This window comes from Mesorhizobium sp. WSM4848, from assembly GCF_055811375.1.
The window spans coordinates 63,850-88,579 of sequence record NZ_JBVVPX010000033.1 but is presented as its reverse complement, the minus strand read 5'-3'; the positions used below and the strand labels follow the sequence as shown (position 1 = coordinate 88,579).

General features: G+C 62.7%; 25 protein-coding genes and 3 pseudogenes. 13 read left to right on the top strand and 15 right to left on the bottom strand.

Annotation, left to right across the window (positions count from 1 at the left end):
• The 3 genes and pseudogenes from AC0L16_RS25675 to AC0L16_RS25665 form a co-directional block, all read right to left on the bottom strand.
• The coding region (locus AC0L16_RS25675; RefSeq protein ID WP_473624060.1) for an ISAs1 family transposase at nt 1-390 on the bottom strand (390 nt) is incomplete at its 3' end.
• A 256-nt stretch (nt 391-646) separates the two neighbouring features.
• Nucleotides 647-1,678 (bottom strand): annotated as a pseudogene (gene ligD, locus AC0L16_RS25670) (non-homologous end-joining DNA ligase); the annotation flags it as partial.
• A 40-nt stretch (nt 1,679-1,718) separates the two neighbouring features.
• Nucleotides 1,719-2,225, bottom strand: coding sequence for a YciE/YciF ferroxidase family protein (locus tag AC0L16_RS25665; protein ID WP_027154740.1), 507 nt, complete (start codon nt 2,223-2,225; stop codon nt 1,719-1,721).
• A 395-nt stretch (nt 2,226-2,620) separates the two neighbouring features.
• On the opposite strand from AC0L16_RS25665, the gene AC0L16_RS25660 reads away from it, so the two are divergent.
• On the top strand, nt 2,621-2,767 hold the full coding sequence (locus tag AC0L16_RS25660) for a hypothetical protein (RefSeq protein WP_254017643.1): 147 nt from the start codon (nt 2,621-2,623) through the stop codon (nt 2,765-2,767).
• 248 nt (nt 2,768-3,015) lie between these two features.
• Here the strand turns inward: AC0L16_RS25660 and AC0L16_RS25655 are convergent.
• Nucleotides 3,016-3,418, bottom strand: a pseudogene (locus AC0L16_RS25655) (Lrp/AsnC family transcriptional regulator).
• Nucleotides 3,419-3,536: 118 nt separating this feature from the next.
• On the opposite strand from AC0L16_RS25655, the gene AC0L16_RS25650 reads away from it, so the two are divergent.
• Nucleotides 3,537-4,532, top strand: coding sequence for a nucleoside recognition domain-containing protein (locus AC0L16_RS25650; RefSeq protein ID WP_473624058.1), 996 nt, complete (start codon nt 3,537-3,539; stop codon nt 4,530-4,532).
• Between the two features lie 115 nt (nt 4,533-4,647).
• Here AC0L16_RS25650 and AC0L16_RS25645 read toward each other — a convergent pair whose 3' ends face one another.
• The 3 genes from AC0L16_RS25645 to AC0L16_RS25635 form a co-directional block, all read right to left on the bottom strand.
• Nucleotides 4,648-5,010 carry a DUF1850 domain-containing protein gene (locus AC0L16_RS25645; protein WP_473624057.1) on the bottom strand — a complete coding sequence of 121 codons (363 nt, stop codon included), beginning with the start codon at nt 5,008-5,010 and terminating at the stop codon, nt 4,648-4,650.
• Nucleotides 5,007-7,109, bottom strand: a complete 2,103-nt coding sequence (locus AC0L16_RS25640) for a TRAP transporter permease (RefSeq protein WP_473624056.1) — start codon at nt 7,107-7,109, stop codon at nt 5,007-5,009. The genes AC0L16_RS25645 and AC0L16_RS25640 overlap by 4 nt, the downstream gene beginning before the upstream one ends.
• A 178-nt stretch (nt 7,110-7,287) precedes the next feature.
• Nucleotides 7,288-8,247 carry a TAXI family TRAP transporter solute-binding subunit gene (locus AC0L16_RS25635; RefSeq protein WP_473624054.1) on the bottom strand — a complete coding sequence of 320 codons (960 nt, stop codon included), beginning with the start codon at nt 8,245-8,247 and terminating at the stop codon, nt 7,288-7,290.
• Nucleotides 8,248-8,505: 258 nt separating this feature from the next.
• Between AC0L16_RS25635 and AC0L16_RS25630 the strand changes: the two genes are divergently transcribed.
• Together AC0L16_RS25630 and AC0L16_RS25625 are read left to right on the top strand one after the other, a co-directional pair.
• A complete protein-coding gene (locus tag AC0L16_RS25630; protein WP_027155901.1) occupies nt 8,506-8,859 on the top strand; it encodes a YciI family protein in 354 nt (117 codons plus the stop codon).
• The gene (locus AC0L16_RS25625; protein ID WP_473624053.1) at nt 8,859-10,118 is read left to right on the top strand and encodes an RNA polymerase sigma factor; all 1,260 of its coding nucleotides are present in this window, start codon (nt 8,859-8,861) and stop codon (nt 10,116-10,118) included. The genes AC0L16_RS25630 and AC0L16_RS25625 overlap by 1 nt, the downstream gene beginning before the upstream one ends.
• A 256-nt stretch (nt 10,119-10,374) precedes the next feature.
• On the opposite strand, the gene cysK is transcribed toward AC0L16_RS25625, so the two are convergent.
• From cysK to hrcA, 3 genes are all read right to left on the bottom strand, one after another.
• The gene (cysK, locus tag AC0L16_RS25620) at nt 10,375-11,355 is read right to left on the bottom strand and encodes a cysteine synthase A (RefSeq protein ID WP_473624052.1); all 981 of its coding nucleotides are present in this window, start codon (nt 11,353-11,355) and stop codon (nt 10,375-10,377) included.
• A gap of 326 nt (nt 11,356-11,681) precedes the next feature.
• Nucleotides 11,682-11,879 (bottom strand): hypothetical protein, encoded by a 198-nt coding sequence (locus AC0L16_RS25615; RefSeq protein WP_023803672.1) that lies wholly within the window; start codon nt 11,877-11,879, stop codon nt 11,682-11,684.
• An 84-nt stretch (nt 11,880-11,963) separates the two neighbouring features.
• Entirely contained in the window at nt 11,964-13,064 is a 1,101-nt protein-coding gene (gene hrcA, locus AC0L16_RS25610) for a heat-inducible transcriptional repressor HrcA (RefSeq protein ID WP_473624050.1), read from the bottom strand.
• Between the two features lie 136 nt (nt 13,065-13,200).
• Here hrcA and rph point away from each other — a divergent pair, with 136 nt between their 5' ends.
• From rph to AC0L16_RS25585, 5 genes are all read left to right on the top strand, one after another.
• Entirely contained in the window at nt 13,201-13,917 is a 717-nt protein-coding gene (rph, locus tag AC0L16_RS25605; RefSeq protein WP_027155898.1) for a ribonuclease PH, read from the top strand.
• A gap of 197 nt (nt 13,918-14,114) precedes the next feature.
• Nucleotides 14,115-14,525 (top strand): VOC family protein, encoded by a 411-nt coding sequence (locus tag AC0L16_RS25600; RefSeq protein WP_473624049.1) that lies wholly within the window; start codon nt 14,115-14,117, stop codon nt 14,523-14,525.
• Complete coding sequence (gene rdgB, locus AC0L16_RS25595; RefSeq protein ID WP_473624047.1) at nt 14,525-15,187, top strand: RdgB/HAM1 family non-canonical purine NTP pyrophosphatase; 663 nt, start codon at nt 14,525-14,527, stop codon at nt 15,185-15,187. Before AC0L16_RS25600 ends, rdgB begins: the two co-directional genes overlap by 1 nt.
• Nucleotides 15,184-16,347, top strand: a complete 1,164-nt coding sequence (gene hemW, locus AC0L16_RS25590; RefSeq protein WP_473624045.1) for a radical SAM family heme chaperone HemW — start codon at nt 15,184-15,186, stop codon at nt 16,345-16,347. Before rdgB ends, hemW begins: the two co-directional genes overlap by 4 nt.
• Nucleotides 16,348-16,549: 202 nt before the next feature.
• Nucleotides 16,550-17,956 (top strand): caspase family protein, encoded by a 1,407-nt coding sequence (locus tag AC0L16_RS25585; RefSeq protein WP_473624043.1) that lies wholly within the window; start codon nt 16,550-16,552, stop codon nt 17,954-17,956.
• A 114-nt stretch (nt 17,957-18,070) separates the two neighbouring features.
• Here the strand turns inward: AC0L16_RS25585 and AC0L16_RS25580 are convergent, their stop codons facing one another.
• From AC0L16_RS25580 to AC0L16_RS25570, 3 genes are all read right to left on the bottom strand, one after another.
• Nucleotides 18,071-18,976, bottom strand: coding sequence for an FHA domain-containing protein (locus tag AC0L16_RS25580; RefSeq protein WP_473624042.1), 906 nt, complete (start codon nt 18,974-18,976; stop codon nt 18,071-18,073).
• Nucleotides 18,977-19,149: 173 nt separating this feature from the next.
• On the bottom strand, nt 19,150-19,338 hold the full coding sequence (locus AC0L16_RS25575; protein WP_473624040.1) for a hypothetical protein: 189 nt from the start codon (nt 19,336-19,338) through the stop codon (nt 19,150-19,152).
• A 7-nt stretch (nt 19,339-19,345) separates the two neighbouring features.
• Nucleotides 19,346-19,543 carry a hypothetical protein gene (locus AC0L16_RS25570; protein ID WP_473624038.1) on the bottom strand — a complete coding sequence of 66 codons (198 nt, stop codon included), beginning with the start codon at nt 19,541-19,543 and terminating at the stop codon, nt 19,346-19,348.
• Between the two features lie 166 nt (nt 19,544-19,709).
• Between AC0L16_RS25570 and rsmI the strand changes: the two genes are divergently transcribed.
• The 4 genes and pseudogenes from rsmI (at nt 19,710) to AC0L16_RS25550 (ending at nt 23,333) form a co-directional block, all read left to right on the top strand.
• On the top strand, nt 19,710-20,657 hold the full coding sequence (gene rsmI / locus AC0L16_RS25565) for a 16S rRNA (cytidine(1402)-2'-O)-methyltransferase (RefSeq protein WP_473624036.1): 948 nt from the start codon (nt 19,710-19,712) through the stop codon (nt 20,655-20,657).
• Nucleotides 20,650-21,027 carry a YraN family protein gene (locus AC0L16_RS25560; protein WP_287213594.1) on the top strand — a complete coding sequence of 126 codons (378 nt, stop codon included), beginning with the start codon at nt 20,650-20,652 and terminating at the stop codon, nt 21,025-21,027. The genes rsmI and AC0L16_RS25560 overlap by 8 nt, the downstream gene beginning before the upstream one ends.
• A gap of 389 nt (nt 21,028-21,416) precedes the next feature.
• Nucleotides 21,417-21,542: pseudogene (locus tag AC0L16_RS25555) on the top strand (winged helix-turn-helix domain-containing protein); the annotation flags it as partial.
• Nucleotides 21,543-22,028: 486 nt separating this feature from the next.
• Complete coding sequence (locus tag AC0L16_RS25550) at nt 22,029-23,333, top strand: tetratricopeptide repeat protein (RefSeq protein ID WP_473624063.1); 1,305 nt, start codon at nt 22,029-22,031, stop codon at nt 23,331-23,333.
• A gap of 16 nt (nt 23,334-23,349) precedes the next feature.
• Here AC0L16_RS25550 and AC0L16_RS25545 read toward each other — a convergent pair whose 3' ends face one another.
• Entirely contained in the window at nt 23,350-23,676 is a 327-nt protein-coding gene (locus tag AC0L16_RS25545; RefSeq protein WP_473624034.1) for a hypothetical protein, read from the bottom strand.
• A 149-nt stretch (nt 23,677-23,825) separates the two neighbouring features.
• Nucleotides 23,826-24,632, bottom strand: a complete 807-nt coding sequence (locus tag AC0L16_RS25540; protein WP_473624032.1) for an undecaprenyl-diphosphate phosphatase — start codon at nt 24,630-24,632, stop codon at nt 23,826-23,828.
• Between the last annotated feature and the right edge of the window lie 98 nt (nt 24,633-24,730).

The following is a 24,730-nucleotide window of genomic DNA, read 5'->3' as shown; positions in this document are numbered from 1 at the left end:
GCCCCAGGCCGACACCATCATGCGCGGCGCGAACTGGCGGCCCTTCTCGAAGGCGCCACGCATCGACTTGCCGTCGAGGGCGATCTGCCCCGCGCCGCCGGGAGCGCTCGCGACATGGCGCATGAAGCCGGCGAAGGCCTCGGCGAACGCCGTAGGGACAAGCTTGCGAAACAGCGTCGAGAAGGTGTCGTGCGAGGGGATGCCATGCGCCAGAGTGAGCACATTTCGCAGCATCGCTTCCTTTTCCTGCCCAAAGCGCCAGATGTCGGAACAATTCTTGGCGCCGCACAGCATCGCGGCGAAGGCAATGGACAGTATCTCGCAAAAATCGTGTCGAGCGTTCTGGTCGCGCGGATCGAGATGACCGAACACAGCCTGGATCGTTTCCATCGAGAACTCCACAATTACGGAGTCATCCCAAGAATCCACAACCCGGCAAATGGCAAGCCATTTCCCATCTACTCAAATGCGATTCCCCTGCCCACAAGGGGGATCAGCAGCTTCGCCGTCCAGCTCTTTTTTTCAGCGTTAGAGGTTAGCGAAAGCAGGGATGACGGCCGATCTCCCCACTCGTGGGGGAGATGTCCGGCAGGACGGAGGGGGCGCTCGTTCTCGCGTTCACTCAGCCTGGGAAGACGCCAATGAACTACACGCGCTTGAGCGGCTTGCGCTGCTTGAAAAAATCCACCCAGGGATCGGCTTTCGCCAACTGATTTAGCGTCGTCTTGTCGCCGATCGGAAATGCGTTCGGCGCCAACCCGGCATCAATTTCCGTCCAGGTCGCCGGCATCGATACCGTAGCGCCTTTCTTGGCGCGCGACGAATAGGGCGCCACCGTGGTCGAGCCGCGGCCATTGCGCAGATAGTCGACGAAGATCTTGCCGGTACGCGCCTTCTTCGACAGCGTCGCTGTATACCGATCAGGGGCGCCCCGCTCGAGGGCACCGGCGAAATCATGGGCGAAGTCCTTCACCTTATTCCAATCCGCCGACGGTTTCAGCGGCACGACGACATGGTAGCCCTTGCCGCCCGACGTCTTGACGAAATTCGGCAACGACAGCGCATCGAGCCGGCCGTGAATTTCGAGCGCCGCCGCGCGCACTGCTTTCACGTCGACGCCTTCGTCGGGATCGAGATCGAAGATGATCTGGTCCGGCTTGTCCAGTTCGTCGACGGTGCAGCCCCAGATATGGATCTCGACCACGCCGAGTTGGACCAAGGCAGCGACACCGTCGAAATCGTGGATGAACAGGATCTCCTCGCCGTCGGTCGGATCCTTCATCCTGGCGATTTTTTCGTGCATGCCCGCGGAGGCATGCTTCTGAAAAAAGCGTTGGCCACCGACGCCGTCCGGCGCGCGCACCAGGCTGAGCGGCCGATTGACGACGAATTGGTGCATGCGCGGCCAGACCAAAGCGTAATGATCGAGCAGGCCCTGCTTCGATACTTTCTCCTGCGGCCACAGAACCTTGTCCGGATGAGAAAGCTTTACAACGGTGTCTGCCGCCGCGGCGGATTTGACAGGGGTGGATATCTGGCCATTGCCGCTGGCAGGCTTTGCCTTGCTGTCGACCTTGCCAGCGGGTGCTTTCGGCTTTTCCTGCACGACTTCCTCCGCCGGTTGCGCAATCCCTGGAACGAGCGTGGCGCATTGTAAGGTCGACGTCCAGGTACGGAAAGTGAGGCAAAGCCGGTTCGGCGTTGCCTCGATCGGGAGTCTACTCGGCGGCCTGAAGGTTGACCTTGGCTTCCGCAATCTCGGTGAGCTTGCGGTCGGTCGCTTGCTCTTCCTTGATGTTGTTGGCCAGGACATTGGCGCAGTCGGTGCGGCCAAGCTGCTTGGCCCAGGCGATCAACGTGCCGTAGCGGGTTATCTCGTAGTGCTCGACCGCCTGCGCGGATGCGATCAAAGCAGCGTCGAGAACGTCCTTGTCGTCGATGTCGCCGCTGACTTCATCGGCTTCCTCGAGAATGCCGTCGATGGCCGGACAGTTGACCGTCTTGGCCTTCACGCCATGCAGTTCGAACACCTTCTCGACCCGCTCGATATGACCTTTGGTCTGGCCGAGATGCTTTTCAAGGCCGGCTTTCAGCTGCGGATCGGTCGCCTTGTCGATCATCTTCGGCAGCGACTTCTCGATCTGCTTCTCGGCGTAATAGATGTCGCGCAGCGTGTGGACGAAGAGGTCGTCCAGCGTCTTGATGTCTTTCGAAAAGAAACCCATGGCTTTGCCTTTCCATTGCTGTGTTGGGGGTTCCGGCGGCGATTCCGCTCGGAAGCCGCTGGGCCGGGTTGATCCCGGCTCTCAGCGTCAACGTGCATCTATCGGACGGGTTCCTGGCTTTCCCGAGCGAGCACGGAAATTTCGCGGCACCGGCCAAAGTTGAAACACAAGCGCGTCGGAGCGACATCCAAACGAAACATATGTGATGCAAAAGTCACACTAACCGGAATGCCGACGAACTGCATGGAAAGACCCCGAATCAGCCGCATTCCAGCCACGAACCAAGGCCTTTTTGAGCAAAGATTAACATCGTGTTCACCGAGTATTCACGCCTCGACGCTATGATCCCACGTAATTCGGAAGGGACATCCGAAATCGGGACAGGGACAGGGAAAATGAACTTCTTGACGCGCCTCATCGGCTACGCTGCCGCCATCCGCGAATTCGTCGCGCCGACCTATCGGCCCGAGCGCTATTACATGCGCGGCCCAGGCCCCGCTTGCGCACGGCGAGGCCACACGCTCGGCATCAGCGCGCACTGATGACGACCATGGAAAGCCGTCACGACAGCCGGATCTGCAAGCCGGCCGCCGATCACCGCGCGACCACCTATCGCACGGAACGTCCTGGGCTCGCCGACAGGAGGTGGGCGACAACGCCAAGGGTCTGAGATTTTGGGGCTTTGATCTCGCCGCCGGCGAGCTTAGTGCCGTTTGACACCAAGTAGCCGGGACTCGCGTGATCGCCTAGTAACTGCGAGATCCCTTCCGCCGAGTTGGCCTCCGAGAATCTAGAGCGGGATTGCGGTCGTCTCCTTGGCGGTTCGAATCACAAATATGGTGTAATACCGCGCCACATTCGTCCGATCTCGGAACAGCCGCTCGCACAAACTGTCAAACTCGTCCATATCCATCAGGCGCAGCATAAGGACAGCGTCGGTCGAGCCGCTCACGGCGCATGTGTTGCTCGCCGTGGCGCTCCAGCTCGACCGTGACGATAGCCTTCATCGCCCTGCCGGCCTTGGCTGGATTAAGAAGCGCGACTACGCGGTCGATGACCCCGACTGACTTGAGCCGCCGAATGCGGCGCAAGCAGCTGGAGGGCGAAAGCCCGACCTCCGCCGCCAGGTCGGCATTGGTGCGCGAAGCGTCTTCTTGCAAAAGCTTGAGAAGCTTCCTGTCGATCCGGTCCATTCCGGTCCTCCGTCGTCGTCTACCGGTCTGCAATTTTATTGCACAAGTCCGCAAATTTTGACCACAAATGCGAACCGTCTCACGGTAGTCATTTGGCGTCAATCACGGAGAGATCGCCATGGCAGTGCAGGCCGCCCTCTATCGAAAGACGCTGGAAACGCTTGAAATCTATTGGGAATTGGTCCGCATCATCGGTCCGGTCACGATAGTCACACAGATCCTGCAGGATCTTGGCGTCATCCGGGCGATCTCTCCGTTCTTCGCGCCTCTGATGACGCTGGTTGGACTGCCGCCCGAGCTCGCTCTTGCCTGGCTGACAGGATTGCTGGTGGGAATTTGGGGCGCGGTGGTGACCGTGTTCACTCTGGCCCCGGTTTCGACGTTGAGCACTGCCGACATGACCGTTCTTTCAACCCTTTTGCTATTTGCGCATGCCATTCCGATTGAGCAACGCATCATTCAGAAGGTTGGGCCAAGCTTCTTGGTCACTGCGGCGCTTCGCATTGGCGGCGGACTGATCCTTGCCATGCTCCTGCACCAGATATTCGCAGCAACCGGATGGCTATCCGAGTCGCTGAAGCCGGCGTGGATACCAATGGGCGAAGGCGCTGATTGGAGCAGTTTTTTTCTAGGCATGCTCAAAACCCTGGCAACTATGCTCGTCATTCTCCTCGCACTAAGCTGGTTGATCGAGCTACTCAAGATGTCGGGCATCCTCGGTTGGCTGAACAAGGGGCTTGCGCCGCTCTTTCGTCTTGCCGGCATCCAGTCACAGGCGGTGCCGTTCACTGCGGTCGGTCTGCTTCTTGGAATTTCCTATGGCGCGGGACTGCTGATCCGCGAGGCGCGCACGACCAGCGTAGAGCCGCGCCAGATCTTCCTCGCTTGCGTGTTCATGGGCTTTGCCCACAGTCTCATAGAGGACACGCTGGTTGTCATCGCTCTGGGTGCAGACTTCACCAGTGTATTTTTCGTTCGCCTGATCTTTGCCGTGCTCGCAACCGCGTTGATCGCCCGGGCAATCAGTTCGGCTTCCGATATTCTGTTTTTCAAAGCATTCTTCCGCAACGAAGAGCGTCGGCTTGCTCAGTCGGAATCCGGTTTTGGCGGCTAACGATAGAGCGTCTTCGGCCCGCCGATGTGGCGGTGCCCGGCACTCGACATCCGACAAGGCCCTGGAGGATGAGGTCCCGCACCCGCTTGCCGCTCGTCCGCTGCCGCGGCTGGCTCTAACCTTTGCACGGCTCCAGCACCGTCGTGTCGCCTGCCGCCTTGCCCAGTTCGCGGCAGCCCTGAGCCGCGCACAGCGTCCAGCCTTCACCCGTCGCGCCGGAGGCCGCGAGCACAAGGCGCCGCTGCGGCGCCATCTTGGGTTTATAGGCCCACCAGCCGTCCCGCAGGACCGAGCCTTCCGGCGGTTCCATGCCGGCGCCCGAGCCCTTGATCCGCGCCTCGGCGATCTCCAAGCCGGAAGGCGTCACCTTCCAGTCCTCCTGCCAATGCGTCTTTTCCACCGAATGCGTCCAGGCGAGCGTGAAGGCGGCCACCGTGAGCGTCACGGTCTTGCCAGCGGCGAGGATACAGAGACTCATGCGGTGCCGGTGGCCTGCCGCGCACGCCAGCAGTGCCAGCCGATCCAGGCGACAGAGAGTGCCCAGCCGGCTTCGTCGGTGACAGGCAGTGCGGCAACCAGCAGCACGCCGGCGGCGAAGGCGACGAGACGTTCCCACCAAGCCATGCGCCGGGCCAGGAACCCGACGGCGGCGGCGCCCCACAGGGCAATGCCCATGCAGGCCTTGGCAACGATATAGGCGACCTCGACGGGATAACCGAACTGGGCGGCGATCGGACCGGGGTCCTGCAGCATCAGCGCCGGGGTGTAGACCGCCATGAACGGCACGACGAAGCCGGCGACGGCAAGCTTGGTGGCCTGGATGCCGATCTTGAGGCCGCTTTCCTTGGCCATCGGCGCGGCGGCGAAGGCGGCCAGCGCCACCGGCGGAGTGAGGTCGGCCATGATGCCGAAATAGAAGACGAACATATGGCTGACCACCAGCGGCACGCCGAGTGACAGCAGTGCCGGCCCGGCCAGCGACGAGGTGATGATGTAGTTGGGGATCGTCGGTATGCCCATGCCGAGCACCAGGCAGGTGAGCATCGTCAGCACCAGCGACAGGAACAGATTGTTCTCGCCGATGGAGATGATCCAGCCGATGAAGGTGGAGGCGATGCCGGTGAGCGTCAAGGTGCCGATGACGATGCCGACGATGGCGCAGGCGATGCCGACCGGCAGCGCGTTCTTTGCTCCCTCGGCTAGCGAATCAATGCATATCTGCAGCGTCTCGCGTCCGCCCCTGAAGGTGACGCAGGCGATGACGAGCCCGGCGATGACAAAACTGAGGATGTTGACGCCGAACCTCATGAAAGAGGCGGCGGCAAGCCCCAGCGCCAGCCAAAAGACGATGCGGAAGGCAAGCGGCCCGATCAAAGCCGCCAGCGGCGTGCCGAGGATGAGCACGATGGTCAGCGCCAACCCCATGGTGCCGGCGAAGATCGGCGTATAGCCGGCAAACAGCAGATAGATAAGCGCGGCCAGCGGCAGCACCAGCGGCCAATGTCTTCTCACCGCGTCCCACGGATTGGGGAGGTCCGCCTTGGCCATGCCCTGCAGGCCGGCCTTGCCGGCTTCCAGGTACACCTGCCAGAAGCAGGCGCCGAAATAAAGCAGCGCCGGGATGATCGCTGCCTTGACCACCTCGGCATAGGGGATGTTCAGCGTCTCGGCCATGATGAAGGCGACCGCGCCCATCACCGGCGGCATGATCTGGCCGCCCATCGAAGAGGTCGCCTCGACCGCGCCGGCGAAAGCCGAACGGAAGCCGAAGCGCTTCATCAGCGGAATGGTGAACTGGCCGCTGGCCACCACATTGGCGACGCCGGAGCCGGAAATGGTGCCCATCAGCGCCGAGGACAGTACGCAGACCTGGGCCGGGCCGCCGCGCCACGTGCCGACCAGGCCAAGCGCGAAATCGTTGAACAGTGCGATCATGCCGGCGCGTTCGAGAAAGGCAGCGAAGACGACGAAGATGAAGATATAGGCGGCCGAGACGTAGACCGGCGTGCCGTAGATGCCTTCGGTGCCAAAGGCGAAGGTGTCGATGAGCTGTGCGAAATCATAGCCGCGATGGATGAAGGGCGGCGGCAGGTGATTGCCGAAGAAAGCGTAGGCGAGAAAGATCAAGGCGATCAGGGCAAGCGGCAGCCCCATCAGCCGCCGCGCGGCCTCGAAGACCAGCACGACCAGCACCGTGCCGACGATCAGGTCCGGCGTGGTGAGGAAGCCGGAGCGCCGGATGAGATCGACATAGAACACCCAATTGTAGAGGCCGGTGGCAAAGCCGAGCAGGCCGAGCGTCCAGAATGCTGCTTTTGCCGGTGTGCTTGTGGCGCGCAGGTTGGCGATCAGGCCGAAGCCGAGCAGCAGCAAGAAGCCGACATGCATGGCGCGCACCACCTGGCTCGGCAGGCTGCCATAGGCGGCTATGTAGATCTGGAAGACGGAGAAGGCGATGGCGATGAGAAAGGCCGCCTTGCCGGCGATGCCGTCGCCGAAACCCGGCGGCAGGCCTTCGACCGGGGCTTCGGCGGTGGGGGAAAGAACGGTCGGCGTTTCGGGACGGGCGTCGGTCATTGGCGGGTTCCTGGCGGGGCCTCTCCCCTCGAGGGGAGGGTGGACAGCCGCCGAAGGCGGATGGACGGGTGGGGTAACCTCAACTGCCTCGACTTTTGCCGGAGCGATGGAACGCGTCGCCGAGGACCCCCTCCCGCCCCTAGCGGGCCACCCTCCCCTCAAGGGGGAGGGAGCGGCCCTATTTCACCAATCCCTTTTCCTTGTAATACCGCTCGGCGCCGGGATGCAGCGGCACCGGCATGCCGTCGAGCGCCTTGGCCATGTCGATCGCCTTGGCGGCGGCGTGGGCAGCAGTGAGCTGGTCGAGACTTTCGAACAGCAGCTTGGTCATCTGATAGCCGGTCTCGTCGGAGACGTCGGCGTGGGTGATGAGGAAATTGCCGACGGCGGCCGTCGCGACGTCCTCGGTTTGGCCCTCATAGGTGCCCTTGGGAATGGTCACCGAAAGATAGGGCGAGCCGATCTTGGCGACGTCCTGCGCCGGTACGGCGACGACGTTGATCGGCACCGACGTGGCGAGATCGCGGATCGAGGCGACCCCGAGGCCGGCCGATTGCAGCGTGGCGTCAAGCTGGCGGTTCTTGATCAGCTCGACCGATTCGGCGAAGGGCAGATACTCGACCCGTCCGAGATCCTCGTATTTCAGCCCGGCGGCGGCGAAGATGGCGCGGGCGTTGAGCTCGGTGCCGGAGGCCGGCGCGCCGACCGACAGGCTCTTGCCCTTGAGGTCGGCAAGCGTCTTGATGCCGGACTCCTTGCTGGCAACGATTTGGATATAGTTGGGATAGATGGCGGCGATGCCGCGCAGCTTGTCGAGCTTGCCGGGGAAGCCGGCTTCGGTGTTGCCCTCGGCGGCCAGTTTGACGGCATCGCCGAGCGCGAAGGCGATCTCGCCCTTGCCCTGCTGCAACAAATTGAGGTTCTCGACCGAGGCCTTCGTCGCCTGCACCTGGGTGCGGGCGCCCTCAATGCCCTTGCCGTAGATTTCCGACAGTGCGACGCCGAGCGGATAATAGACGCCCGAGGTGCCGCCGGTCAGCACGTTGATGAATTCCTGCGCCTTGGCCGACACCGCGCCAAGCCCCAGCGACAGGGCCAGCGCGCCGGCAGCAATAAACTTCGTCCTGAAATTGTGCATCTGATTTCCTCCCTGAAATATCAAAGGCCGTACCGCCCTCGCCAAGCACGAACCGACGCAAGTTTAGACAGCGGGCGGGAAATGCCAACCCGCAATAATATCCATTAGACGAACGGCTGAGTGATGCCGCAACGCATGGCCGCTTGCGCGATGTGCGATCGGAGCCGAAAGATTTTCGCTGAGCCTGTCGAAATCGCGCGAGGCCGCGCGACATGCGTTCGGCTCGCAACGATGCGGCCTTCGAAAATGGAGAAGACCATGCGATACATGCTTTTGATCTACGTGAACGAAGCCGCGATGGCGGCCGCTCCGACAGAGAAGACCTACGAGATCAGCGCAGCCTATGGCGCCTATACCGAGGCGTTAAAGAAGTCCGGCTCCTGGTTGGCCGGCGACCGGCTGAAGCCGACCCAGGCCGCGACCTCGGTGCGGATGGCCAACGGCAAGACCAACGTGCTCGACGGTCCCTATGCCGATACCAAGGAGCAGCTCGCCGGTTTCTACATGATCGAGGCGGAGGACGCCGACGCGGCTATTGCCTGGGCGGCGCGATGCCCAGCTGCCAGCACCGGCACGGTCGAGGTGCGGCCGATCTGGGAACAAACCATGTGATGACGAATGACCTGGAGGTCGCCCGGGCGGCGGCGGAAGCGGCCGCCCGGCAAAGCTACGGCAAGCTCGTCGCCTTCCTCGCCGCCCGTACGCGCGACGTGGCCGGCGCCGAGGACGCGCTGGCCGACGCCTTTGCGGCGGCGCTGGAGCGTTGGCCGCAAACCGGCGTGCCGCAGAAGCCGGAAGCCTGGCTGCTGGCGGTGGCGCGCAGACGCCGCGTCGACGCGATCCGGCGGCGACTGACCAGCGAGGCGAGCCGCGACCATCTCAGGCTGATCGCCGAGGAGATGGAGGCCCGCATGATCGATGAAGACCTGCCCGATGAGCGGCTGCGGCTGATGTTTGCCTGTGCCCATCCGGCGATCGAGGCTGGCGTGCGCGCGCCGCTGATCCTGCAGTCCGTTCTGGGCTTCGACGCAGCGACGATCGCCTCGGCCTTCCTGGTGTCACCGGCAACGATGGGCCAGCGCCTGGTGCGCGCCAAAAGCCGCATCCGCGAGACCGGCATTCCGTTCCGGGTGCCTGAAAGAATCGAGCTCGGCGAGCGGCTGGATGCGGTGCTGGAAGCGATCTACGCCGCGTTCGCCGAAGGCTGGTCCGACCCGGCCGGCACCGAAACCCGCCGCCGCAATCTCGCGACCGAAGGGATCTGGCTCGGCCGGCTGGTAGCCTCGCTGATGCCGGATGAGCCGGAAGCGCTTGGCCTGCTGGCCCTGATGCTGTTTGCCGAGGCGCGGCGTGCGGCGCGGCGCAACGCCGCCGGAGACTATGTGCCTTTAGCCGAGCAGGAGCTTGGGCTGTGGGACGGTGCCTTGATTGACGAAGCGGAGACATTGCTGAAGCACGCCGCGGCCAAGGGCGTCGTCGGCCGCTATCAACTCGAGGCAGCCGTGCAATCCGCCCATACGACAAGGCGGCTGACCGGCCGGACCGACTGGGCCGCGATCAAACAGCTCTATGATGCGCTGTCGGTGATTGCCGGCTCGCCTGTGGTCTCGATCAACCGCGCGGTGACCATTGCCGAGGTCGATGGCGCCACGGCGGGATTGAGTGCACTTGATGAGCTTGGCGACGACAAACGGCTGCATGATTATCAGCCTTATTGGGCCGCCCGCGCGGGCCTTCTGGCCAGGCTCGGCAAAACTCGGGAGGCTACTGAGGCCTATGACCGGGCGATCGGCCTCGAACGCGATCCGGCCGTGCGCCGGTACCTGCAGGACCGACGGGCGGGGCTCGGCGAAAGGACGGCGAAGACCTAGCCCGCGCAATCCCACCAGGCCAGTGGTTCGTGCCGCAGAGACGATGCAGAACTTTGTTGATGCCGGCGGGACAGCGCCCCCCTCTGTCCTACCGGACATCTCCCCCATTTGGGGGGAGATCGGCCCTCATTCAGGCTTTCGCCAATCACCAACGTCGCAGAAACGAGCGGCGCGCTGAAGCTGCTAATCTCCCCCAACTGGGGGAGATGCCCGGCAGGGCAGAGGGGGCGCGAAGGATCGCTACCGTGTCGAGGCCCTAAGCCCCCAGCCCTTCGAACAGGATCGTCGACAGATAGCGTTCGGCGAAGGACGGAATAACGACCACCAGGTTCTTGCCCTCGTTCTCCGGCCGCGAGCCGACGACGATCGCCGCCTGCAGGGCAGCGCCCGACGAGATGCCGACCGGCACGCCTTCGAGGCGGGCGACGAGCCGCGCATTGGCGACCGAATCCTCGTTGGAGACCTTGACGATCTCGTCATAGATGGTCGTGTCGAGGATCTTCGGCGCGAAGCCGGCGCCGATGCCCTGGATCTTGTGCGGGCCGGGCTGGCCGCCCGACAGCACCGGCGAGGCTTCCGGCTCGACGGCGACGACATGCACGGAGGGCTTGCGCTGCTTCAGCACCTGGCCGACGCCGGTGATGGTGCCGCCGGTGCCGATGCCGGCGACGAAAATGTCGACTTCGCCATGAGTGTCGTTCCAGATTTCCTCGGCAGTGGTGCGGCGGTGAATTTCCGGATTGGCGGGATTTTCGAACTGCTGCGGAATGATGGCGTCGGGCAGCGTCGCGGCCAACTCGTCGGCCTTGGCGATGGCGCCTTTCATGCCTTTCGGCCCTTCGGTCAGTACCAGCTCGGCGCCGAGCAGCGCCAACATCTTGCGGCGTTCGACCGACATGGTTTCCGGCATGGTCAGGATCAGCTTGTAGCCCTTGGCGGCGGCGGCAAAGGCGAGCGCGATGCCGGTGTTGCCCGAGGTTGGCTCGATCAGCGTGGTCCTGCCACGCGCAATCCTGCCCGATGCCTCCAGCGCCTCGATCATCGAGACGCCGATGCGATCCTTGACCGAGCCGATCGGGTTGAAGAATTCGAGCTTGGCCAGCAGATTGGCAACGATGCCCTTTTCATTGGCGAACTTGTCGAGCCGCACCAGCGGCGTGTCGCCGATCGTCTCGGTGATCGAATTGTAGATGCGGCCGCGGCCGGGCAAGTGCGCGGTGGTGGCGGGCTTGTTCATTGGTTTCGCTCCCGAGAGGTCAGATGGGCAAGAGTCAGGCAATTAAGTGAGTCAGGCAACCAGCTCTCGACCAGGCAGGATAAAGCCTTCGGCCGCGCAAGCTAGTCTGCCGTTTGAAAATATCCGACGGGTCGCATGCTGAATACATCCTCGCCCGTAGGTGACGCGCCAGATCCAACCGCTGCCGTCCTCGGCGATGGCCAGCGCCGTCCTTTGGCCACCGCAGCGCCGGCCGGTCGGCCCCAGGCCGCGTCGCCGGAGACGACGAAGCCGTTATGAAATCCCAATGTTCGCCGGTCGGCTTGCCGTCCTTGAACCTTTCGGGCTCAGTTTCCGGCGGCGTAGAAATCGTCGTCGAGGCGCTTTTCCAGCGCGACGAGATCGGCCGGCAGCGGCAGGCCCATGGCGCGCATCTCCCCCAGCTTTTCGCGCAACTGCTCCTGCACTTCATGCTGATCCTCGGGCTGGTTGATCATCTGCTCGAGCAACAGGCTGATCTGAGCCTTGAATGATTCCAGCGCCATTTTTTTCTCCTTGAGGTTTCCCTTAAACGTGTCGCGTTGGAAGGGTATCCGTGCGACGCGCTTCGGTTTTTTGGGCGACATGCATTATCGCAGCATGCGGGAAATAAGCTGCGCGGTATAGTCGACCATCGGCACGATGCGTGCATAGTTCAGCCGGGTCGGGCCGATGACGCCGAGCGCGCCGATAACGCGGGCGTCCTTGTCGCGATAGGGCGCCACGACCAGCGACGACCCCGACAGCGAAAACAGCTTGTTTTCCGAGCCGATGAAAATGCGCACGCCGGAGCCCTCCTCGGCGAGGTCGAGAAGCTGGATCAGCCCGTCCTGCGTCTCCAGATCCTCGAACAAATGCCGCAGCAATTCTATGTCGGCCTGGGCGGTGACATTTTCCAGCAGATTGGCGCGGCCGCGCACGATGAGACGCGCCGGCAAGCCGCTCTCGGCGCCTGCCCAGACCGCAAGGCCCTTCTCGACCAAATCCTGCGACAGCGTGTCGAGGGCGGCCTTGGTCTCTTCCTTGATGCGGGCGATCTCGACCCGCGCCTCGGCCAGCGTGCGACCACGGATATGGGCGTTGAGGAAATTCGAGGCTTCGTGCAGTTGCGAGACGGTGATGCCGGCGGGCAGGTCGACGACGCGGTTTTCGACGTCGCCGTTCTGCGACACAAGAACGGCCAGCGCCTTGTTCGGCTCGAGCTGGATGAATTCGATATGCTTGAGCGCCACCTCGTTCTTGGCGGCAAGCACGAGGCCGGCGCCGCGCGACATGCCGGACAGCATCTGGCTGGCCTCGGTGAGCATCTGCTCCAGCGTCGCACCAGAGCCGGAGGCGCGCACCTGCGCCTCGATGGTGCGGCGCTCCTCGTCGGAGAGGTCGCCAAGTTCCATGAAGGCATCGACGAAGAAGCGCAGGCCGGCCTGGGTCGGCAATCGGCCGGCCGAGATATGCGGCGCGTAGATCAGGCCGAGATGCTCGAGATCGCTCATCACATTGCGGATGGTGGCCGGCGACAGCGAAGACGGCAGGATACGCGACAGGCTGCGGGAGCCGACCGGCCCGCCGTCCTTCAGATAGGAATCGACAATGCGCCGAAAGATGTCGCGCGAGCGCATGTCGAGTGATTGAAGGGCGGGCGATTGGAGCGCTGCCGCCGACTGGGAACTGGGATCGACTGCCTTGGTCATTTCGAGCCAAATACCTCCGGCCCAAAGATATAGACTTCGGCCGCGCCCGCGCAACTGGTCCATTTTCCTTTGCGCCTCTCGTCGCGTGCGGCTACAAGCCGGCCACGAATCCTAAAACGACAAGAAAGAAGCCTGAATGCGCCCTTCCAAACGCCAATTCGACGAAATGCGCGCCATCTCCTTCGAGCGCGGCGTCTCCAAGCACGCGGAAGGCTCGTGCCTGGTGAAGTTCGGCGACACCCACGTGCTGTGCACCGCCAGCCTCGAGGAAAAGGTGCCGGGCTGGATGCGCAATTCCGGCAAGGGCTGGGTGACGGCGGAATACGGCATGCTGCCGCGCTCGACCGGCGAGCGCATGCGCCGCGAGGCTTCGGCTGGCAAGCAAGGCGGCCGCACACTGGAAATCCAGAGGCTGATCGGCCGTTCGCTGCGCGCAGTGGTCGATCTCCAGGCGCTGGGTGAGCAGCAGATCACCGTCGACTGCGACGTGATCCAGGCCGATGGCGGCACGCGCACCGCCTCGATCACCGGCGGCTGGGTGGCGCTTTACGACTGCCTGCGCTGGATGGAAGCCCGGCAGATGGCCAGTGTCGCCAAGGTGCTGAAGGACCATGTCGCGGCTATCTCCTGCGGCATCCACGACGGCCAACCGGTTATCGACCTCGACTATCTCGAGGATTCATCGGCCGGCACCGACGCCAATTTCGTCATGACCGGCAAGGGCGGCATCGTCGAGATACAAGGCACGGCCGAGGGCGAGCCTTTCTCGGAAGAGCAATTTGCGGCGCTGATGGAATTGGCCAAGAAAGGTATTACGCGACTGGTCAGCCTGCAGCAGATGGCCGTGGCGTAGCTTTTGGCTGAATCGATGAGGCTAGCGATCCTTCACACACCCCTCTGGCCTGCCGGCCATCTCCCCCTCAAGGGGGGAGATCGGGTATCCAATCGGCTTTCGCCAACTGTCGGCGGCGTGGGATGTGCGGAAGCGCTGAAGCTGCCAATCTCCCCCCTTGAGGGGGAGATGGCCGGCAGGCCAGAGGGGGGTGCTTCGTGACCCCCTCCGCTATCCTTGAGTCAGCGCTATACGTCACGGACCTCGCTGCCGCGGAAAAATTCTACACCGATGTGCTCGGGCTCGATCTGCTGGGCAAGGTCGACGGCAGGCATCTTTTCTTCCGTTGCGGGGACGGCGTGCTGCTCATCTTCAACGCCGAGGCGACCAAGGTGCCGCCGGCGCCCGATGCCAAGCTGAAAGTGCCGCCGCACGGCACGGTCGGCGACGGCCATCTCTGCTTTGCGGCGAGCGCGGGCGAGATCGTGCGCTGGAGAGCGCATCTTGAGCGGAAGAAAATCGCCATCGAAAGCGAGTTCGAATGGCCGCAGGGTGGCCGCTCGATCTATATTCGCGACCCCTCCGGCAATTCGATCGAATTCGCCGAACCAAGAATCTGGGGCATCTGATGCATTCGCTTGATGGACATGAGATCGTTGTCGCCAGCCACAATGCCGGCAAATTGCGCGAATTCGCCGATCTGATGGCGCCGTTCGGCATAGAAGCGAAGTCGGCCAAGGAATATGGCCTGCCGGAGCCGGACGAGACCGGCACCACCTTCGAGGAGAACGCCTATATCAAGGCTTTTGCCGCCGCCAAGGCGACAGGCCTGCCGGCATTGTCGGACGATTCCGGCCTCTGTGTCGATGCGCTGGGCGGAGCGCCCGGCGTCTACACCGCCAACTGGGCCGACGCGCCGGACGGGTCCCGCGATTTCGGCATGGCGATGCAGCGAGCCGAAGTGGCGTTGCAGGAAGTCGGCGCGGTCGCGCCTGCGCAGCGCAAGGGTCGCTTCGTCGCCGTCATCTGCCTGGCCTTTCCCGACGGCGCGGCCGAATATTTCCGTGGCGAAGTCCAGGGCACGCTGGTATGGCCGCCGCGCGGCGAACTCGGCTTCGGCTACGACCCGGTGTTCGTGCCGGACGGTTTCCAAAAGACCTTCGGCGAGATGACCGCTGAGGAGAAACATGGTTGGAAGCCCGGCCAGCCGACGGCATTGTCGCATCGGGCTCGCGCGTTCCAGAAATTCGCGCAGGCCAGACTGGATTTGGCGCGATCGGCGGTGAAATGACCATGCTGCTCGACCGCAGCCCCGGTTTCGGCGTCTACGTTCACTGGCCGTTCTGCGCGGCCAAGTGCCCGTATTGCGACTTCAACAGCCATGTCCGCCACCAGCCGGTCGACCAGGAGCGTTTTGCGCGCGCCTTCGAGACCGAGCTTGCGACAATGCGCAACCGCACCGGACCGCGCGAGGTGACCAGCATTTTTCTCGGCGGCGGCACGCCATCGCTGATGAAGCCGCAAACCGTGGCGACGGTGCTGGACGCGGTGGCGAAGAACTGGACGGTGCCCGCCGGCATCGAGGTGACGCTGGAAGCCAACCCGTCTTCGGTCGAGGCCGAGCGCTTTCGCGGCTACCGGGCGGCAGGCGTAAACCGGGTGTCGCTCGGCGTGCAGGCGCTGAACGACAAGGATCTGCGCTTTCTCGGGCGGCTGCACAATGTCGATGAAGCGCTGCATGCGATTGGCCTGGCGCGTGAGATTTTCCCGCGGCTGTCGTTCGACCTGATCTACGCACGGCCCGGCCAGACACCGGAAGCGTGGCAGGCGGAGCTCGAGCAGGCGATCGGCCACGCCGCCGACCACCTGTCGCTCTACCAGCTGACCATCGAGGAAGGCACGCCGTTCCACGCGCTGCATGCGGCCAGGAAATTCGCAATTCCCGACAATGACCATGCCGCCGATCTCTATGCGCTGACGCAGGAGATCACCACCGCGCATGGGCTGCCGGCCTACGAGATTTCCAACCACGCCAGATCAGGCGCCGAAAGCCGGCACAATCTCACCTATTGGCGCTATGGCGAATATGTCGGCGTCGGTCCCGGCGCGCATGGCCGCTTCGTCGAAAACGGCCGTCGTGTGGTGACGATCGCCGAACGAATGCCGGAAACCTGGGCCAATCTGGTCGAGGCCAAGGGCCATGGCGTCACCGGCGGCGAGATCCTGACGCGCTCGGAAGAGGCCGACGAGTTCCTCTTGATGGGGCTGAGGCTGGCCGAGGGCATCGACCTCTCCCGCTACGAAGCGTTTTCCGGCCGTGGCCTGTCGACGGCGCGGCTGTCGATGCTGCAGGGCGAGGGGCTGGTGGCGCCGATCGGCAATGCCCGCCTGCGCGCCACGCCGGCCGGCATGATCGTGCTCGACGCGGTGGTGGCGGATCTGGCGCGGTAAAGCAGGCCAGGAGCTGAACTGTCACAGACAATTTATCGGCTCACGCAAGGATGCTGGAAATTCGGCTTGCTTGGTCGAAAGGCCATCCCACCGCATCCAATATGGGCCTGCCAACCGATAGTGACTTGCAAGCGCGGGCCTGACTGGTCAAGCTTCGGTCGGGTGCCGCTAATCTGCGGCTGAAGCACAGCACGGGGCTAAAATGCGCCTCTTCAACATCGCGCTTGCTGTGATTGCTCTGATCGGCGGGCTGGAGGTGGCGTCGGCTGAAAAACGCGTTGCGCTGGTGATCGGCAATTCGAACTATCAACGGGTCGCTAGACTTCCCAATCCGAACAATGACGCTGCTGACATGGCGACCTTGCTCTCAAAGGTAGGGTTCAAAGTATCTCGCAAGATAGACTTGAACCATACCGCGTTCAGGAAAGCTCTGCAGGAGTTCGGTCGCGAGGCGGAAGGTGCTGATTTCGCAATAATTTTCTTCGCGGGACATGGGGTTGAGGTTGAGAATAGAAATTTTCTCGTTCCTACAGATGTCAGCCTGAGCGCTGATTCCGACGTGGAGTTTGAGGCAATCCCGCTGGACTTGGTCATGAACGCGTTGTCCCGTGTCTCCGGCGTGCGGGTGGTTCTACTTGATGCTTGTCGGGACAACCCTTTTATCGCGGCCATGCGAAGATCAAATGCAACGCGTTCCATTGGCAGAGGCCTGGCTGCGATTGAACCGGCAGCCGGAACCTTGGTCGGGTACGCTGCGAAGGAAGGTACAACCGCATTCGATGGAGAGGGACGGAACAGTCCCTACACTGCAGGGCTGTTGGCGCATTTGGGTGAACCCGGGGTAGACATCCAATTCGTGTTCCGCAAGGTTCGCGACACTGTTCTGGCCGCGACAGGCGGCAAGCAGGAACCATTCACGTATGGATCGCTGCCTGGCAGGGAAATTTTCATTGCCCCTCCTCGTGGCGCAACGGCAGTCTCGCCAGCCAACAACAGCAGCCGAGATGCGAGCCTAACGGAAATCGAGTTGTGGACCTCAATCCGCGGCTCCAAAAGCAGCGGAGCGTTAAAGGATTATCTTCAACTGTACCCGGACGGCCTGTTTGTGGCTCTCGCCAGACTCCAAATTCAACAGTTGGAGAATGCGGATCATCAATCGGACGCCAGCCAGGAAGATGCCCCTAACGAGCTGGCGAAGCGGATACAGCGCGAGCTTGACCGCGTTGGGTGTAATCCGGGAAACCCAGACGGCATCTGGGGTGGAAGAACCCGGGAGGCGTTGCGCCGTTTCGCTCGCTACTCCGGCGCTGAGGTCGACATGGCGAAACCGACAACAATTGCTTTGAAGAAATTGGAAGGAAGCACAGCTCGCGTGTGTCCGGTGGTTGCCCGGCCGAATTCGATAGAAGAACCCCACCATGCGAATAACCCGAACACCCGGCCACGACCGACAACGGAACAGAAGCGTGCCGCCGCTTCTCCGAGCGCGAGCAGGCCAGCTCGCGTCTGCAGGGCAGAAACCCGCGATGAGTGCAGGGTCAGAGCGCGGGCCGCCGGGGCTCGCCGGGGCAGCGGCTTCTGCCGCGATCCAATTACAATTTGCGAGTGACTTGCCTCGGCAGAAATTGCCGATCTGGCGTCGCTCAGCGGCCACGTGCCCTTTTGAAGCCGGCGAGAACCGGCAAGCGGCAGCCGAGAGCTATGCTGGCTACTGCTGGCGCGCCTAGTTCAGGCTGAATACCTCGACCATCTCGGCGCGCCCTTTGACCTCGTGATAGCCGCAGGACTTGAAATATTGCCTACCTTCAGGCCAGTGCTCGACGAATTGGGCGCTGACCAACAGTGGCTTGTCCAGTTTTCGCGTCAATCCCTCAATACGAAAGGCCAAATTCACGGCATCGCCCAGCGCGGTGTTGATACCTTTGCCCATAGCGCCGATAGCAACTTCACCCACATGAAGGCCAATGCGGCAGTCGAGTACGATGTCTTGTTGTTCCCTGACCAGTACTCGGGTTGGCGACGTAGCCGCGTCTTCCGCAGCGCGGAGCGCCTGGGCAGCCTGAACCGCAGAGACACAGACATCCGCTGCCGTCCCGTGCCAATAAGCAAATACACAATCACCGATGAATTTGTCGATCGAGGCACCGTAGTGCTTCAAAATCATATTGCAGTCCATATACCACTCGGCCAAGAGGGCCGCCACCTGTTCCGGGGATAGCCTTGCGCTAATTCCGGTAAACTCCTTCAAATCAGCAACGAACAGGGTGGCCGGCCGGCTCTTAGGGGCTGCCGGGTTGCCCCATTGAGTTTTTGTGTTCGCCACTTGCGACTCTAGATCGGGCGCAGTCGTGCCCTGGTCGAAAAGAAAAATCGATTTGCCGAACTGGACGCGATCGCCGGTGTGCAGCACACGCGCGGTTGTGAGCGCCACGTCATTCACATAACTGCCATTTGCACTGCCGACATCAACAACCCAGTAGTTCGCGCCGTCGCGCCGGATTGTTGCATGCTGGCGCGAAACTTCCCCGTCTTCCAAGCGTATGGTGGCATGTTCGCCACGACCAATCAGGTTGAAATCTCCTAGCCTATAGGCCTCTCTGTTGCTCAGTGCGGTTAAAGTTGCCGACATGATCGTCTCCCGTACGCTCAAGCGCGCACGCAGGTCCAATATTAGCACGTTACGAACAGAGGCTGGCGGCCCATCATACAAAAGGCTTAGCGAGCGGAATTGCGGCCCGAGTTACATGGGGAGCGCCGCGCTTTAGAGGCAAGTGTCTCGGCCAATCGCGAAGGTCGCGGTAGTCAGGCGTCGTGGTTGGTGCGGCGCTTGGCGTGGTCTTTCTCGGCGTCCGTCTCACCGTCGCGAGCCGGCTTGGCCTCACCCTTGTCGCGGCGGGCGCGGTATCGATCGCTTGTCGGATGTGGGGGCGCTCCAATGCGGGAGCTTTTGGTTTCAAGGCGGGTGATGAAAATGTCGAAGCGATTGGGCATCGTCTGGTCAGTGCTCCATCGTGCTGCCGGTGCCGGTCGAGGGCTCGATCTCAAGCTTGGTTGCCTTTGACGGACGACGCTTTCGCGGCTTTTTAGCCAAGCCGGCGCCGGCTTTGGCAGGCTGGCCCTTGTCCTTTCGCACGGCAAAGCGCTTGCGGCCTGCATAGTAGGGTTCGAAAACGTCCTGTATCTTGAGGCTGTCCATCCTGCTCCTCCCGAGATCAGGCATAAATCCGCCGGGCACGGTTTCGTTCCGTAGTGTGGCAAAGGCATGACAGCCGCGTCACTTCGGCATGGGTTTTGCAACCCGGCGTGAGCCGTGCCAAACAGGGCCGAATGCATTCAAGGTCAGAGCCTGACGGGGGACACCGGTGACCGGCGAGTCGGCAAAACGCAGCTATGTGATCGGCCAGACCGAGATATCGGCCCGGCCGCTCGAGCCGGCGCTCTACCTGGTGGCGACGCCGATCGGCAATCTCGCCGACATCACATTACGCGCGCTTGAAACGCTCGCCGCCGCCGACATCATCGCCTGCGAGGACACGCGTGTCAGTCGCGTGCTGCTCGACCGCTATGGCATCCGCCGCCGCACGTCAGCCTATCACGAGCACAACGCCGGCGAGGCCGGTCCAAAACTGATCGCAGCCTTGCTGGCCGGGCAGAGTGTGGCGCTGATCTCGGACGCCGGCACGCCGCTGATCTCCGATCCCGGCTACCGACTGGTCGGCGATGCGCTCGACCAGGGCATTCGCGTCGTGCCGATCCCCGGCCCGTCGGCGCCACTCGCGGCGCTGACGGCATCCGGCCTGCCCTCCGACGCCTTCCTGTTCGCCGGCTTCCTGCCGGTGAAGACCGGCCAGCGGTTGACGCGGCTGGAAGCGCTTAAGACCGTGCCGGCGACGCTGATCTTCTTCGAATCGCCGCGCCGGCTGGCCGAGACGCTCGGTGCCATGGTCGAGGCGCTGGGTGGCACCCGCAAGGCCGCGATCGGCCGCGAGTTGACCAAGACCTTCGAGGAAATACGGACCGGCACCTTGCAGTCGCTCGCCGATCATTACGCGGCGGCCGACACGCCGAAGGGCGAGATCGTCATCTGCGTCGGCCCGTCGGACGCAACGGCCGACGAGCCGGCGGACATCGACCGGCTTCTGCTTTCGCTTGCAGCCGAGATGCCGGCCTCCAAGGCGGCGGCGGAAGCCGCCAAGATGACCGGCGGCCAGAAGCAAGCGCTCTACCGGCGGCTGCTCGAACTCAAGGACACTGGGAAAAAGGGCGATACTGGCAAAGACGGCGACACCGGGAAAGAGGGCGATGGCTGAACGCCCGGTCGCCAGCCGCCAGCGGGCCTATCGGCGCGGCCACCGCAGCGAGTGGCTGGCGGCTGCGGCTTTGATGGTGAAGGGCTATCGGATCCTGGCCCGCCGCCACCGCACGCGGTTCGGCGAGATCGACCTGATCGCGCGGCGCGGCGACCTGGTGCTGATCGTCGAGGTGAAGGCGCGCCGCACGCTGGTGGAAGCGATGGAAGCTGTTCGCTGCGAATCGGAGCGCCGCATCGAAAGTGCCGCCGATCTCTGGCTGTCACGCCAGTCCGACTATGGCAGATTGTCGGTGCGCTTCGACATGGTCGCGGTGCTGCCGTGGCGCTGGCCGGTGCATGTCGAGAATGTTTTTTACGGGCGGAGCTAGGCTCTGGAAGTCGCCGATGGGATCCGGATCGCAGCGCACTGACTATTCCACGTAGAACGCTCCATTGCGGCATAATCCAAGTCGATGCGCCAGCCGGCTCGATCGCGAATTTCCGGACGTTTGCGGTCGCAGCGCCAAGGTTTCGTCCCGGGAAGCAGTGCCGACTTTCAAACGCTAGTTGACTTTCGGCGACAGGCGCAGATTCTCAAGTCCGAGGCGGCCTGCCGAGCAACATGCCGCCCGAACGATCAGCACGATGATCGAGAGCAACTTTGAGCCTGGTCAATCCGCCGAGCCTTGTTCTAAACGGTGTCGAGTTCGATTTCGACGCCGGTCTCCTGCACGGCGAGCATGGTGAAGATGTCCCGCTGAGGCCTCAATCGCTCGCGGTGCTGAAGCATCTGGTCGCCAACGCCAACCGTGTCGTGACCAAGGAGGAGCTCCTGGACGCTGTCTGGCCCGGCATCGCGGTGACGGAAAACAGTCTTTCCCAGTGCATCAGCGAAATCAGGAAAGCCATCGGCGACGAGAAGCAGAGCCTGCTCAAGACAGTCGCGCGACGCGGATATCGCTTTGTCCCCGAAAGCCAAGCGACCGGCGTACCTCACGATCGCTACCCGCAGGTTCACCGCACTGCCTCTCCTGACCAGCACGAGACCAAAAGCCGGCGAACACTGATATTTGCAAGCACTGTACTGGCAATCGTTGCCGCAGTCGCGGCGTTCATATGGAGACCAACTTTTGAAACGGAAGTGCCGACCTCGCTCTCGATCGCGGTTCTGCCGTTCGCAAATCTCAGCGAAGCCGAGGAGCAGGCTTATCTTGCCAACGGTTTCGCGGAGGATCTGACGACAGAGCTGGCGCGTGTTCCCGGCCTGTTCGTCGTCTCGCGCAATGCCGCGCGTGCATATCGCAACAGCGATCTGCCGCCGGCGAAGATCGCGAAAGAGCTCGGCGTCCGCTACCTGCTGGAGGGCTCGGTTCGACGTCTTGGCGATGAAGTGCGCATCAATGCGCACTTGGTCGATGCCTCGACGGTTGGCCAGATCTGGGCCGAGCGGTTCGAAGGTCCGTTCAGCGATGTGTTCAAGCTCCAGGACCAGGTGGCCGGTCAGATTGTCGCCGCGCTGCAACTAAAGCTCGTCCCGGGAAAAGCAAACCTGGCCGTGTCCGGCGATACTGACGATCCGGAAGCTTACCAGGCTTTTCGGCGCGCTATCGAGGCGCGACGAACGGATACACCATCAGGCACGGCGGAAGCATCTGGCTACCTGCGCCAGGCCCTGGCGCTGGATGCGGATTTCGGCGCGGCGGCCGCGGAACTGGCATGGCTCCACTGGGATGCCGACGACGCGAGGAGACAGGCTCTCGGGCTTGGTTGGACCGAAATCGACGACGAGCTCTACGGCAATCTGGCCATCGCTGCCCGAAATCCGTCTCCCGGTTATTATCAGCTGATTTCCGAGCTTCTGGTCCGGGAGCATAGGTCCGACGAGGCGGTGGCTGCCCTGCAAAAGGCGATAGCGCTCGACCCGAGCGATTCCTGGACCTACGAAGGGCTGAGCCAGGCCCTCATCTTCAACGGCAGGCCGGCGGAGGGGCGAACCTTTCTCGAGACGGCCCTGCGCGTCGATCCCGGGTGGACGGAGTGGCGACACTACCAGGCTGGCTTGGCGGCATTCGGCCAAGGCCGCTACGAGGAGGCGGTCGCGCAGCTTGAGCAGGTTGATGTTCGGTCGCCCAATCCCTGGACGAAGTTCTACGGCCTGCATGTTCTTGTCGCAGCGCTTGCCTATCTCGATCGCCTGCCGGAAGCGGCCTCAGCCCTGGAGCAGCTCCGAAGCGTGCTGTCGGAAAGGCAGGAGGGGCAACCGAACCTGCTGACCGCGCAGCAGTTCTTCGTCTACAAGCGACCGGAGGATATCGTTCGCCTGCTCGATGGCTTGAGGAAGGCAGGGGTTTCCGAGCTTCCTGCCGGAATGGAACCCGAATCCGCTGAACGGATGAAGGGCGTCGACATCGGCAATCTCATAATCGGACACGAGCTGACGGGACGCCAGGTTCTGCCCGATGTCTTAGCGTACCATTCTGTGATTGCGGCAGACGGCAGCGTGACCCGAACAGTTGGTGAGGAGGTCGTGACCGGTCGGATGTGGGTGCAGGGCGACAGCTTGTGCAGCGCCTATCCGCGTAAACTGACGGGCTGTGGCGCCGTGTTCCGCAACCTGAGCGTCGCACCCGGAGCCCCGAACGAATACATCCTGCTGTCTCGCATCAAGCGTTACGAATTCTCGGTGACGAAGTAGCAGCACTTCGCTGCGTTTACAGCGGCCATGAGAGATTGAGGTTCATTTCGCTCATGCCTTCGGTGACGTAGGGACCACAGCGCTTCAATGCGTCCGCGAAATCCTTGGCCAAGCCCTTGAATGTCTCGGTCTGCGGCGCAACATCGACGATTTGGATTGCACTGACGTGCCCCTTGCGGGTGAAGCTGACGTGGACATCTGCACTGAAGCTGATCCCGCGCATCGCCGTCTGCGTAGGCCAACAGCTTGCTGCCCGTTCGAGAATGTGGCGGCTCAGACCATCACCAGCGGACGCTGTGGTCGCGGCGCCGATCACGAGAACTCCCAAGATGCGGTTGATCATCCTTTATCTCCTCTGTTCAACGCCCGAACCGTGTGGGAACGTCGTGGGAGAGAGGACGCGAGGGCTCGTTCGAAGTCATGATATCGGCGTGAAAAAGTTCTGAAGAGTGGTGACCGCAGTCGATTTGGCTGTCGGACGCACGTGCCGCCTCACCCCCAGACGAACAGCGCCGCCAGGCCGACGGTGCCGATGACCAGCCGCCACCAGCCGAACAGCGAATAGCCGTGGCGCGAGACGTAGTTGAGCAGGAAGCGCACGACGATAAGTGCTGCGACGAAGGCGGCGATGAAACCGGCGGCGATGATCGGCAGATCGGCGCTGGTCAGCACGTTGCGGTTCTTGAACAGGTCGAAGGCGAAGGCGCCGACCATCGTCGGCATGGCGAGGAAGAAGGAGAATTCCGCAGCCGCCCGTTTGTCGACGCCCAGAAGCAGCGCACCGACGATCGTCGAACCGGAACGCGATGTGCCGGGGATCAGCGAAAGGCATTGGAACAGCCCGATCTGCAGATAGAGCCGGAGCGGAAACCGCTCGACGTCGTGATAGAGCGGCTTCGGCTTGAAGCGATCCACCCACAGCAGGACCAGGCCGCCGATGATCAGCATGATGCAGATCAGCCTCGGCGATTCAAACAGCACCGTCTTGATGAAGCCATGCGCCAGCGCGCCGATGACGGCCGCCGGCAGAAAGGCGACGAGGATGCCGAGAACGAAATGCCGCGTCACCCGATCACGCGGCAGATCGACCAGCATCTGCCACAGGCGATGGAAATAGACGCTGAGGATCGCCAGTATGGCGCCGAGCTGGATCAGGATCTCGAAGGCCTTGCCAGTCGAATGGAAACCGAGAAAATGGCCGGCAAGCAGGATATGGCCGGTTGACGAGACCGGAATGAACTCGGTCATGCCCTCGATCATGCCGAGCAGCAGCGCTTCGACAATGGTCTGGCTTTCCATGGAAACCTCGGCGTTCGAGTGTGGGCTTGTAGAACGGCTTGCTTGTCATGGCGCGGAACTCCTCCTATAGGTCGCAGCACCCTGACGGCCCCCTGAAT

Bases quoted from the DNA above. Each gene is read 5' to 3' on its own strand.
- AC0L16_RS25645 (WP_473624057.1), bottom strand. From the start codon at position 5,010: ATGAGTCTCTGTATCCTCGCCGCTGGCAAGACCGTGACGCTCACGGTG.
- AC0L16_RS25580 (WP_473624042.1), bottom strand. From the start codon at position 18,976: ATGTCGGCAACTTTAACCGCACTGAGCAACAGAGAGGCCTATAGGCTA.
- AC0L16_RS25570 (WP_473624038.1), bottom strand. From the start codon at position 19,543: ATGGACAGCCTCAAGATACAGGACGTTTTCGAACCCTACTATGCAGGC.
- AC0L16_RS25585 (WP_473624043.1), top strand. From the start codon at position 16,550: ATGCGCCTCTTCAACATCGCGCTTGCTGTGATTGCTCTGATCGGCGGG.
- hemW (WP_473624045.1), top strand. From the start codon at position 15,184: ATGACCATGCTGCTCGACCGCAGCCCCGGTTTCGGCGTCTACGTTCAC.
- AC0L16_RS25545 (WP_473624034.1), bottom strand. From the start codon at position 23,676: ATGATCAACCGCATCTTGGGAGTTCTCGTGATCGGCGCCGCGACCACA.
- cysK (WP_473624052.1), bottom strand. From the start codon at position 11,355: ATGAACAAGCCCGCCACCACCGCGCACTTGCCCGGCCGCGGCCGCATC.
- hrcA (WP_473624050.1), bottom strand. From the start codon at position 13,064: ATGACCAAGGCAGTCGATCCCAGTTCCCAGTCGGCGGCAGCGCTCCAA.
- AC0L16_RS25560 (WP_287213594.1), top strand. From the start codon at position 20,650: ATGGCTGAACGCCCGGTCGCCAGCCGCCAGCGGGCCTATCGGCGCGGC.
- AC0L16_RS25660 (WP_254017643.1), top strand. From the start codon at position 2,621: ATGAACTTCTTGACGCGCCTCATCGGCTACGCTGCCGCCATCCGCGAA.
- AC0L16_RS25665 (WP_027154740.1), bottom strand. From the start codon at position 2,225: ATGGGTTTCTTTTCGAAAGACATCAAGACGCTGGACGACCTCTTCGTC.
- AC0L16_RS25575 (WP_473624040.1), bottom strand. From the start codon at position 19,338: ATGCCCAATCGCTTCGACATTTTCATCACCCGCCTTGAAACCAAAAGC.
- AC0L16_RS25540 (WP_473624032.1), bottom strand. From the start codon at position 24,632: ATGGAAAGCCAGACCATTGTCGAAGCGCTGCTGCTCGGCATGATCGAG.
- AC0L16_RS25650 (WP_473624058.1), top strand. From the start codon at position 3,537: ATGGCAGTGCAGGCCGCCCTCTATCGAAAGACGCTGGAAACGCTTGAA.
- AC0L16_RS25630 (WP_027155901.1), top strand. From the start codon at position 8,506: ATGCGATACATGCTTTTGATCTACGTGAACGAAGCCGCGATGGCGGCC.
- AC0L16_RS25615 (WP_023803672.1), bottom strand. From the start codon at position 11,879: ATGGCGCTGGAATCATTCAAGGCTCAGATCAGCCTGTTGCTCGAGCAG.
- rdgB (WP_473624047.1), top strand. From the start codon at position 14,525: ATGCATTCGCTTGATGGACATGAGATCGTTGTCGCCAGCCACAATGCC.
- AC0L16_RS25635 (WP_473624054.1), bottom strand. From the start codon at position 8,247: ATGCACAATTTCAGGACGAAGTTTATTGCTGCCGGCGCGCTGGCCCTG.
- AC0L16_RS25625 (WP_473624053.1), top strand. From the start codon at position 8,859: ATGACGAATGACCTGGAGGTCGCCCGGGCGGCGGCGGAAGCGGCCGCC.
- rph (WP_027155898.1), top strand. From the start codon at position 13,201: ATGCGCCCTTCCAAACGCCAATTCGACGAAATGCGCGCCATCTCCTTC.
- AC0L16_RS25640 (WP_473624056.1), bottom strand. From the start codon at position 7,109: ATGACCGACGCCCGTCCCGAAACGCCGACCGTTCTTTCCCCCACCGCC.